13 protein-coding genes are annotated in these 9,646 nt (G+C 62.9%); 5 read left to right on the top strand and 8 right to left on the bottom strand.

What is annotated here, in order from left to right; genetic code table 11:
* Positions 1–86 precede the first annotated feature (86 nt).
* From ACODS0_RS27635 to ACODS0_RS27620, 4 genes are read left to right on the top strand one after another with little or no spacing between them, the layout of a single operon-like run.
* On the top strand, positions 87–1,805 hold the full coding sequence (locus ACODS0_RS27635; RefSeq protein WP_069105849.1) for a Mu transposase C-terminal domain-containing protein: 1,719 nt from the start codon (positions 87–89) through the stop codon (positions 1,803–1,805).
* A 2-nt stretch (positions 1,806–1,807) separates the two neighbouring features.
* Positions 1,808–2,716 carry a TniB family NTP-binding protein gene (locus tag ACODS0_RS27630; RefSeq protein WP_011137966.1) on the top strand — a complete coding sequence of 303 codons (909 nt, stop codon included), beginning with the start codon at positions 1,808–1,810 and terminating at the stop codon, positions 2,714–2,716.
* Positions 2,713–3,930: a TniQ family protein gene (locus tag ACODS0_RS27625; protein WP_011137967.1), complete on the top strand. Its 1,218-nt coding sequence runs from the start codon at positions 2,713–2,715 to the stop codon at positions 3,928–3,930. The genes ACODS0_RS27630 and ACODS0_RS27625 overlap by 4 nt, the downstream gene beginning before the upstream one ends.
* Positions 3,931–3,990: 60 nt before the next feature.
* The gene (locus ACODS0_RS27620; RefSeq protein WP_000904941.1) at positions 3,991–4,605 is read left to right on the top strand and encodes a recombinase family protein; all 615 of its coding nucleotides are present in this window, start codon (positions 3,991–3,993) and stop codon (positions 4,603–4,605) included.
* Positions 4,606–4,657: 52 nt separating this feature from the next.
* Here ACODS0_RS27620 and merE read toward each other — a convergent pair whose 3' ends face one another.
* From merE to merT, 6 genes are read right to left on the bottom strand one after another with little or no spacing between them, the layout of a single operon-like run.
* Complete coding sequence (merE, locus tag ACODS0_RS27615) at positions 4,658–4,894, bottom strand: broad-spectrum mercury transporter MerE (RefSeq protein WP_001087809.1); 237 nt, start codon at positions 4,892–4,894, stop codon at positions 4,658–4,660.
* Positions 4,891–5,256 (bottom strand): mercury resistance co-regulator MerD, encoded by a 366-nt coding sequence (merD, locus tag ACODS0_RS27610; RefSeq protein ID WP_003465059.1) that lies wholly within the window; start codon positions 5,254–5,256, stop codon positions 4,891–4,893. The genes merE and merD overlap by 4 nt, the downstream gene beginning before the upstream one ends.
* Before the next feature lie 16 nt (positions 5,257–5,272).
* Positions 5,273–6,919 (bottom strand): mercury(II) reductase, encoded by a 1,647-nt coding sequence (gene merA / locus ACODS0_RS27605; RefSeq protein WP_000136268.1) that lies wholly within the window; start codon positions 6,917–6,919, stop codon positions 5,273–5,275.
* Positions 6,916–7,161: a mercury resistance system transport protein MerF gene (gene merF, locus ACODS0_RS27600; protein ID WP_000654684.1), complete on the bottom strand. Its 246-nt coding sequence runs from the start codon at positions 7,159–7,161 to the stop codon at positions 6,916–6,918. Before merF ends, merA begins: the two co-directional genes overlap by 4 nt.
* Before the next feature lie 2 nt (positions 7,162–7,163).
* Positions 7,164–7,439, bottom strand: a complete 276-nt coding sequence (merP, locus tag ACODS0_RS27595) for a mercury resistance system periplasmic binding protein MerP (protein WP_000735441.1) — start codon at positions 7,437–7,439, stop codon at positions 7,164–7,166.
* A gap of 15 nt (positions 7,440–7,454) precedes the next feature.
* A complete protein-coding gene (gene merT, locus ACODS0_RS27590) occupies positions 7,455–7,805 on the bottom strand; it encodes a mercuric ion transporter MerT (protein WP_001294667.1) in 351 nt (116 codons plus the stop codon).
* 71 nt (positions 7,806–7,876) lie between these two features.
* On the opposite strand from merT, the gene merR reads away from it, so the two are divergent.
* A complete protein-coding gene (merR, locus tag ACODS0_RS27585) occupies positions 7,877–8,311 on the top strand; it encodes a mercury resistance transcriptional regulator MerR (protein WP_000429838.1) in 435 nt (144 codons plus the stop codon).
* Between the two features lie 124 nt (positions 8,312–8,435).
* On the opposite strand, the gene ACODS0_RS27580 is transcribed toward merR, so the two are convergent.
* On the bottom strand, positions 8,436–8,900 hold the full coding sequence (locus ACODS0_RS27580) for a cytochrome P460 family protein (protein WP_208458422.1): 465 nt from the start codon (positions 8,898–8,900) through the stop codon (positions 8,436–8,438).
* 111 nt (positions 8,901–9,011) lie between these two features.
* Positions 9,012–9,545 carry a carboxymuconolactone decarboxylase family protein gene (locus ACODS0_RS27575; RefSeq protein ID WP_013521184.1) on the bottom strand — a complete coding sequence of 178 codons (534 nt, stop codon included), beginning with the start codon at positions 9,543–9,545 and terminating at the stop codon, positions 9,012–9,014.
* Between the last annotated feature and the right edge of the window lie 101 nt (positions 9,546–9,646).

The following is a 9,646-nucleotide window of genomic DNA, read 5'->3' as shown; positions in this document are numbered from 1 at the left end:
TCGTAGGAATACATGAACTACCTTCTAGTAGTCCAAGTTTTCGTCCGCACCCCCGATATCAGGACTCCTCTGCACGAAACTCGTCTATGCTCAATACTCGTGTGCACCAAAGCGAGATGAGCATGGCGACCGATACCGCACCGATTACCGAGCACGGCGTGGCCACCCTGCCAGAACAGGCATGGGAGCGTGCGCGTCGTCGCGCGGAGATCATTGGGCCGTTGGCGCAGTCGGAGACGGTTGGGCATGAAGCGGCCGACGCGGCAGCCCAGGCATTGGGGCTGTCCCGGCGGCAGGTCTACGTCCTGATCCGCCGTGCCCGGCTAGGATCGGGGCTGGTCACTGACTTGGCTCTTGGGCAGTCGAGCGGTGGCAAAGGTAAAGGCCGCTTGCCGGAGTCGGTCGAACGAATCATCCGCGAGTTACTGCAAAAGCGCTTCCTGACCAAGCAGAAGCGTAGCTTGGCGGCGTTCCACCGCGAAGTTGTGCGGGCGTGCAAGCTGCAAAAGCTGCGGGTGCCGGCGCGCAACACGGTGGCTCTGCGGATCGCCGGCCTCGATCCGCGCGAGGTCACTCACCGCCGGGAAGGACAAGATGCCGCCCGCGACCTGCAAGGTGTTGGTGGTGTTCCGCCACCCGTCTCCGCGCCGCTGGAGCAGGTGCAGATCGACCACACAGTCATCGACCTGATCGTGGTGGACGAGCGCGACCGGCAACCGATTGGCCGTCCATACCTGACCCTCGCCATCGACGTATTCACCCGCTGCGTGGTTGGCATGGTCGTTACGCTGGAAGCCCCGTCCGCCGTCTCGGTCGGCTTGTGCTTGGTGCATGCCGCCTGCGACAAGCGCCCTTGGTTGGAAGGGTTGAACGTAGAGATGGATTGGCCGATGAGCGGCAAGCCCAGACTGCTCTACTTGGACAACGCGGCCGAGTTCAAGAGCGAAGCGCTACGCCGAGGCTGCGAGCAGCATGGCATCCGGCTTGACTATCGCCCGCTCGGGCAGCCGCACTACGGCGGCATCGTGGAACGGATCATCGGCACGGCGATGCAGATGATCCACGACGAATTGCCAGGGACGACCTTCTCCAACCCTGACCAGCGCGGCGACTACGATTCCGAAAACAAGGCCGCCCTGACGCTGCGTGAGCTGGAGCGCTGGCTCACATTGGCGGTCGGCACCTACCACGGCTCCGTGCACAACGGCCTGCTCCAGCCGCCGGCAGCGCGCTGGGCCGAAGCTATCGCGCGGACCGGCGTGCCAACCGTCATCACTCGCACCACGGCTTTTCTGGTCGATTTTCTGCCCATCATCCGCCGCACGCTGACCCGCACCGGCTTCGTCATCGACCACATCCATTACTACGCCGATGCGCTCAAGCCGTGGATAGCTCGGCGCGACCGCTTGCCTGCGTTCCTGATCCGGCGCGACCCGCGCGACATCAGCCGCATTTGGGTGCTGGAGCCGGAGGGGCAGCACTATCTGGAAATTCCATACCGCACCTTGTCGCACCCGGCTGTCACCCTCTGGGAACAACGACAGGCGCTGGCGAAATTGCGGCAGCAAGGGCGCGAACAGGTGGATGAGTCGGCGCTGTTTCGCATGATCGGCCAGATGCGCGAAATCGTGTCCACCGCGCAGAAAGCTACGCGCAAGGCGCGGCGCGACGCGGATCGACGCCAGCATCTCAAGGCAACGGCACCGCCTGTCAAAACCACGCCACCACCAGATGCGGACATGGCTGACCCACAGGCCGACAACCAGCCGCCGGCCAAACCGTTCGACCAGATTGAGGAGTGGTAGCCGTGGACGAATATCCCATCATCGACTTGTCACACCTGCTGCCAGCGGCACAGGGGCTGGCTCGGCTGCCGGCGGACGAGCGCATCCAGCGCCTTCGCGCCGACCGCTGGATCGGCTATCCGCGCGCGGTCGAGGCGCTGAACCGGCTGGAAACCCTGTATGCGTGGCCAAACAAGCAACGCATGCCCAACCTGCTGCTGGTCGGCCCGACCAACAACGGCAAGTCGATGATCGTCGAGAAGTTCCGGCGCACGCATCCGGCCAGCGCCGACGCCGACCAGGAGCACATTCCGGTACTGGTCGTGCAGATGCCATCCGAACCGTCGGTAATCCGCTTCTACGTCGCGCTGCTCGCGGCGATGGGTGCGCCATTGCGACCGCGCCCACGGCTGCCAGAAATGGAACAACTGGCGCTGGCACTGCTGCGCAAGGTCGGCGTGCGCATGCTGGTGATCGACGAGTTGCACAACGTCCTGGCCGGTAACAGCGTCAACCGCCGGGAATTTCTCAATCTCCTGCGCTTCCTCGGCAATGAACTGCGCATCCCACTGGTCGGGGTCGGCACGCGCGACGCCTACCTGGTCATCCGCTCCGATGACCAGTTGGAAAATCGCTTCGAGCCGATGATGCTGCCGGTATGGGAGGCCAACGACGATTGCTGCTCACTGCTGGCCAGCTTCGCCGCTTCGCTTCCACTGCGGCGCCCCTCGTCGATTGCCACGCTGGACATGGCCCGCTACCTGCTCACACGCAGCGAAGGCACCATCGGCGAACTGACGCACTTGCTGATGGCGGCAGCCCTCGCCGCCGTGGAGAGCGGCGAGGAAGCGATCAACCATCGCACGCTGAGCATGGCCGATTACACCGGCCCCAGCGAGCGGCGTCGGCAATTCGAGCGGGAACTGATGTGAAGCCAGCGCCACGCTGGCCACTGCATCCGGCTCCCAGGGAAGGTGAAGCCTTGTCTTCGTGGCTCAACCGCGTGGCCCTTTGCTATCACATAGAGGTGTCCGAGCTGCTGGAGCACGATCTTGGTCACGGTCAGGTTGATGACCTGGACACCGCGCCACCACTGGCGCTGCTGGCGATGCTTTCCCAGCGGAGCGGCATCGAACTGAACCGGCTGCGTTGCATGAGCTTTGCCGGCTGGGTGCCTTGGCTACTGGACAGCCTTGATGATCAGATTCCAGATGCATTGGAGACCTATGCGTTCCAGCTCTCGGTGTTGCTGCCGACACACCGCCGTAAGACGCGATCCATCACGAGCTGGCGTGCCTGGCTGCCCAGCCAGCCGATACACCGCGCCTGTCCGCTATGCCTGAACGATCCGGAGAACCAAGCCGTACTGCTCGCGTGGAAGCTGCCCCTGATGCTGAGCTGCCCGCTGCATGGCTGCCGGCTGGAATCCTATTGGGGCGTGCCAGGGCGGTTTCTAGGCTGGGAGAACGCCGACGCCGAACCGCGCACCGCCAGCGACGCGATTGCGGCGATGGACCAGCGTACCTGGCAGGCACTGACGACCGGTCACCTGGAGCTGCCGCGCCGACGCATCCATGCCGGATTGTGGTTTCGGCTGCTACGCACGCTGCTCGATGAGCTGAACACACCGCTTTCGGCGTGCGGAACCTACGCGGGGTATCTCCGCCAAGTCTGGGAAGGCTGCGGGCATCCGCTGCGTGCTGGGCAAAGTCTGTGGCGACCGTATGAAACCCTGAATCCGGCAGTACGGTTGCAGATGCTGGAGGCGGCGGCAACGGCAATCAGCTTGATTGAGGTGAGGTACATAAGCCCGCCAGGCGAGCAGGCAAAGCTGTTCTGGTCCGAGCCCCAAACAGGGTTCACCAGTGGCCTGCCGACGAAAGCGCCGAAGCCCGAACCCATCAATCACTGGCAGCGTGCAGTCCAGGCCATCGACGAGGCCATCATTGAAGCGCGGCACAACCCCGAGACGGCACGCTCGCTGTTCGCGTTGGCTTCCTATGGTCGGCGCGACCCCGCTTCCCTGGAACAGTTGCGCGCCACCTTCGCGAAGGAAGGCATCGCCACGGAATTTCTGTCACATTATGAGCCTGACGGATCCTTTGCATGTCTTAGACAGAATGACGGGTTAAGTGACAAATTTTGACGACCTTAACTTTCCGGCGCACACTGTCACATAATCGAACGTATATGTGACAGGTACGACATGCTGATAGGCTACATGCGGGTATCGAAGGCGGACGGCTCCCAGGCTACCGATTTGCAGCGCGACGCGCTGATTGCCGCCGGGGTCGATCCAGTACATCTTTACGAGGACCAGGCATCCGGCATGCGCGAGGATCGGCCCGGCTTGACGAGCTGCCTGAAGGCGTTGCGAACTGGCGACACACTGGTCGTGTGGAAACTGGATCGGCTCGGACGCGACCTGCGACATCTCATCAACACCGTGCACGACCTGACTGGGCGCGGCATCGGCTTGAAGGTATTAACCGGGCACGGCGCGGCCATCGACACCACGACCGCCGCCGGCAAGCTGGTCTTTGGCATCTTCGCCGCCCTGGCCGAGTTCGAGCGCGAGTTGATCGCGGAGCGCACGATTGCCGGCCTAGCCTCGGCCCGCGCGCGCGGGCGGAAAGGCGGCCGGCCGTTCAAGATGACCGCCGCCAAGCTGCGGCTGGCGATGGCGGCAATGGGTCAGCCAGAGACCAAGGTCGGCGACCTGTGCCAGGAACTTGGCGTCACGCGGCAGACCCTGTATCGGCATGTTTCACCCAAGGGTGAGCTACGTCCAGATGGCGAGAAGCTACTCAGCCGAATTTGATGCCGGCATGAGGCAACGTAGCGACAGCGTGGTTTGTCTCAATGGGAAGCGCTCATGATCGATCTTTGAAGGCCCGCAGCAGTCGTGTCACAGACAGGACGAACAAACCGGTCAGCGTGAGGGCTGCGATACCCCAGTACTCTCCGATGAACGCGCCGGCCGTCGTGCCGGCCAGCACAATGGCGAGAATCGGCAAATGGCAGGGACAGGTGAGCACGGCCAGCGCGCCCCACAGGTAGCCGGTGATCGGTTTGTGCGTCTCGGACGGCAAGCGCTCGGGGCTGTTCATGGCAGACTCTCCGCGTGCTGTGCCGGCTCGGTCGGCATGGTGGCCAACTGCACCTCCAGATCGGCCAACGCTTCGCGCCGACGCTCGACGAACTGGCGCAGAACGGCAAGCTGCGCGGCCGCTTCATCGCCGTCCGCAGCATCCAGCGCCCGGCACAGCCGCGCCAGCGCGTCCAGGCCGATGCCCGCCTCGAAGGCCGCCCGCACGAAGCACAGCCGTTGCAAGGCGGCATCATCGAACAGGCCATAGCCGCCCGGGGTGCACGCCACCGGACGCAGCAATCCGCGCAGCAGGTAGTCGCGCACGATATGCACGCTCACCCCGGCATCAAGGGCCAGCCGGGACACGGTGTAGGCGCTCATTGAAAACCTCCTTTTTTTATCCAGCGCAGCAGGAAAGCTGCTTCACGTCCTTGTTGAAGGTCTGCGCCGCAAGCTTCAACCCCTCGACCATTGTCAGGTAGGGGAACAACTGGTCGGCCAGTTCCTGCACCGTCATGCGGTTGCGGATGGCGAGCACCGCCGTCTGGATCAGTTCGCCCGCTTCCGGGGCCACCGCCTGCACGCCGATGAGCCGTCCGCTACCTTCCTCGATGACCAGCTTGATGAAGCCGCGTGTGTCGAAGTTGGCAAGCGCTCGCGGAACGTTGTCGAGTGTCAGCGTGCGACTGTCGGTCTCGATGCCATCGTGGTGCGCTTCCGCCTCGCTGTAGCCCACGGTGGCGACTTGCGGGTCGGTGAACACCACTGCCGGCATCGCGGTCAGATTGAGGGCTGCGTCGCCGCCGGTCATGTTGATCGCGGCACGGGTGCCGGCGGCCGCTGCCACGTAGACGAACTGCGGCTGGTCGGTGCAGTCGCCGGCCGCGTAGATGTTCGGGTTGCTCGTGCGCATGCCTTGGTCGATAACGATGGCCCCTTGCGCATTGACAGTGACCCCCGCCGCGTCCAGCGCGAGGCTGCGCGTATTCGGTGCCCGACCGGTGGCAACCAGCAACTTGTCAGCGCGCAATTCACCGTGTCCGGTGGTCAGCACGAATTCGCCGTTCACATGGGCGACCTGGCTGGCTTGCGTGTGCTCCAGCACCTCGATGCCCTCGGCGCGGAAAGCGGCTGTCACGGCCTCGCCGATGGCCGGGTCTTCCCGGAAGAACAAGGTGCTGCGTGCCAGGATCGTGACCTGGCTGCCGAGCCGGGCAAAGGCTTGCGCCAGTTCCAACGCCACCACCGACGAACCGATCACGGCCAGGCGTGCGGGAATGGTGTCGCTGACAAGCGCTTCGGTGGAAGTCCAGTAGGGTGACTCTTTCAGGCCCGGAATCGGCGGCACGGCCGGACTGGCACCGGTGGCGACCAGGCAGCGGTCGAACGTTACCTCGCGCTCGCCACCCTCGTTCAAACGGACGACCAGGCTCTGGTCGTCCTTGAAACGCGCTTCACCGTGCAAAACGGTGATGGCTGGATTGCCGTCCAGGATGCCTTCGTATTTGGCGTGCCGCAGTTCATCGACACGGGCCTGCTGCTGGGCCAGCAGTTTGCTGCGGTCAATCGCAGGCACAGTTGCCGCAATACCGCCGTCGAACGGACTTTCCCGGCGCAGATGGGCAATATGGGCAGCGCGGATCATGATCTTGGACGGCACACAGCCGATATTGACGCAGGTGCCGCCGATGGTGCCGCGTTCGATCAGCGTGACCGTCGCGCCTTGCTCGACGGCCTTCAGCGCCGCCGCCATCGCGGCCCCGCCGCTGCCAATGATGGCGATATGCAAACCGGCGCCCTCAAGTGCATCACGGATTTTTGGTTCATCTTTGAAATCACCAACCCGGATCGAGCCTTGATAACCCAATGCGGCGATGGCGGCCAGCAGTTGGTTGTGGCTCACGGCGGTGTCTGCCATGACTTGCGCGCGGCTTTCTGGATAGGACACCACAGCGGCATTCACGCCGGGAATCTTTTCCAAAGCATCTTTGACATGGGTGGCGCAGGATGTGCAGGTCATGCCATTCACGGTGATTTCGGTCATTTTTTTACTCCATTGAATTTCGGGGTGCAGCAGGCATCGGCTTGGCGTTTTCGTTGGATGGCGTAGATGGTCAAGCCGATGAAAATCGCCAGCGCAGGCAGCAGCACATAGTCCAGATAGCCGGTCAGCGCGGACAAGCCGACCACACCGAGCAAAATGACCAGAACAGGGGTGAAGCAACACAGCGCCACGAGGGTTGTGCCAATGATGCTGACCCGCAGCAGTGTCTTCGGGTCTTTCATGATCAGTTCTTGACTGATGATGGGTAGCCCGCATCCTCGGTAGCCTTGGTCAGTTTCTGCACGCTGGTCTTGGCATCATCGAAGGTGACCACCGCTTCGCGCGTCTCGAAGGTCACGTCAACTTTACTGACGCCATCGACCTTGGAAATCGCCTTCTTGACAGTGATCGGACAGGCCGAGCAGGTCATGCCCGGTACGGACAGCGTAACGGTCTGGGTGGCGGCCCACACGGGGGCAACAACGGCAGCGAGGGCAAGGGCGGAAAGCAGCTTTTTCATGGTGAACTCCTGTGATCAATAGAAAAATGGCACGACGTAGGGAAATCCGAGCGCGACCAAAACCAGCACGGCCACGCCCCAGAAAATGAGCTTGTAAGTAGCTCGCACTTGGGGAATCGCGCAAACCTCACCCGGTTTGCAGGCGGCTGACGGCCGGTAGATGCGCCGCCAGGCGAAGAACAACGCCACCAGCGCCACGCCGATAAAGATGGGGCGATAGGGTTCCAACACCGTCAAGTTGCCGATCCAAGCGCCGCTGAACCCCAAGGCGATCAGAACCAGCGGCCCGAGGCAGCAAGCCGAGGCGAGGATGGCGGCCAGCCCGCCAGTGAAGAGCGCGCCGCGCCCGTTTTGAGGTTCAGACATACGTTTGTCCTTTCGAATCTGAATTGGATAGCTTAAGCTTACTTCCGTAGTTATGTACGGAGTCAAGCGATATGGAAAACAATTTGGAGAACCTGACCATTGGCGTTTTCGCCAGGACGGCCGGGGTCAATGTGGAGACCATCCGGTTCTATCAGCGCAAGGGCTTGCTCCCGGAACCGGACAAGCCTTACGGCAGCATTCGCCGCTATGGCGAGACGGATGTAACGCGGGTGCGCTTCGTGAAATCAGCCCAGCGGTTGGGCTTCAGCCTGGATGAGATCGCCGAGCTGCTGCGGCTGGAGGATGGCACCCATTGCGAGGAAGCCAGCAGCCTGGCCGAGCACAAGCTCAAGGACGTGCGCGAGAGGATGGCTGACCTGGCGCGCATGGAGGCCGTGCTGTCTGATTTGGTGTGCGCCTGCCATGCGCGGAAGGGGAACGTTTCCTGCCCGCTGATTGCGTCACTGCAAGGGAAGAAAGAACCGCGCAGTGCGGACGCGGTGTAGCCCGAGGGAACTACGCCTTAGCGTGCTTTATTTTCCGTTTTCTGAGGCGACTCCAACGTCAGAAAAGACCGTGCGGTCGACTTTTGATATTTCGTGCTGTCGCCTTCTGAAAGTGACAAGCAAGTCAGTGCTGGGTCAGTGTCGGATAGCCCTGGATGAATACGCGGTCGGTCTTGGCCGCCGGCACATGGCAGCCCATGCAGTCGGCTGCGTAGCTGACGGCGACATTCTTGGCGGGGGCGTCGGCCTTGAACAGCGCCCAGCCCCAGCCGTCGCCCCACAAGGGGTTGCTGGCGAAACGGCCTTTGGCGTCCTTGACCATCACGAACCACACGGCCGCATCGGAACCCCAGACCACAGGGTCGCCGGTGGTCATGGCGCTGGTTTCGAGCTTGCGGATCTCTTTCACCAGCGTGGCGCCGTCCGGGAACTTGCCGGTCTTGCGGTAGTGCTCGGCCGAGGCCTTTTCGGTGTACACATCGTGCAGGCCGCGAGAGGCGGATTTTTCGTCCAACACCGCATATGAGCCCAGGTGGACGAAGTTTGTGCGGAAGTCTGTGGGGCGGCTGATGCCGCCCTGGCTGTCCACATAGGGCGAAAAGTCGCCGGCCGTGACGGCCAGTGGCAGGACGAGGGCGCTGGCGAGCAGAGCGCCGGTGAGTGCGATTTTCGTTGTGTTCTCCTTATATGCCTATGGAGATCAGACGGCGACCACGGGGAAATCCACCGTGGTGTCGGCGATGTGGTTGGTGTAGTTGGTGAGCGTGTTCAGCGCGATGTTGGCGATCACTTCCAGTATCAGGCCGTCGTCGAGCCCCGCGCGGCGGTAGTTGGCCATGGCGTCGGCCGACACCACGCCGCGTTGCTCGACCAGCGCGCGGGCAAAGCCGGCAATTGCATCGTCAAGTGCGTTGGCCGCCTGGCCGGTGCGGGCCGCGGCGATGGCCTCTGCCGACAGTCCGGCACCTTTGCCGATCAGGGTGTGTGCGCTCAGGCAGTACTGGCAGCGATTGGCTTGACCGGCAGCCAGCGCAACGATCTCGCGCTGGGTGGCACTCAGGCGGCCGGTGCCCAGCGTTTCGGACAGGCCGAGGTAGCCGTTGAGCGCTGCCGGCGCGTGGGCCAGCGTGGCGAGCAGGTTCGGCACCACGCCGAGCTTGGCTTTGACGGCCTTGAGTGTGGCAGCGGTAGCGGCGTCAGCGGTGTCGATGGTCAGGGGGGCGATTTGGGTCATGTCTATCTCCGTAGTGGGTGAGGTGCAAGAGCACGTGGGCATGATCGCCCTTTGTTTGGTACGATATGGCACGTAAAGTATCAAATACGTAACCTATCGTC

Source organism: Acidovorax sp. FG60, assembly GCF_057808995.1.
Note: the sequence above shows the minus strand (reverse complement) of the source record. Positions and strands in the feature narration are given on the sequence as shown.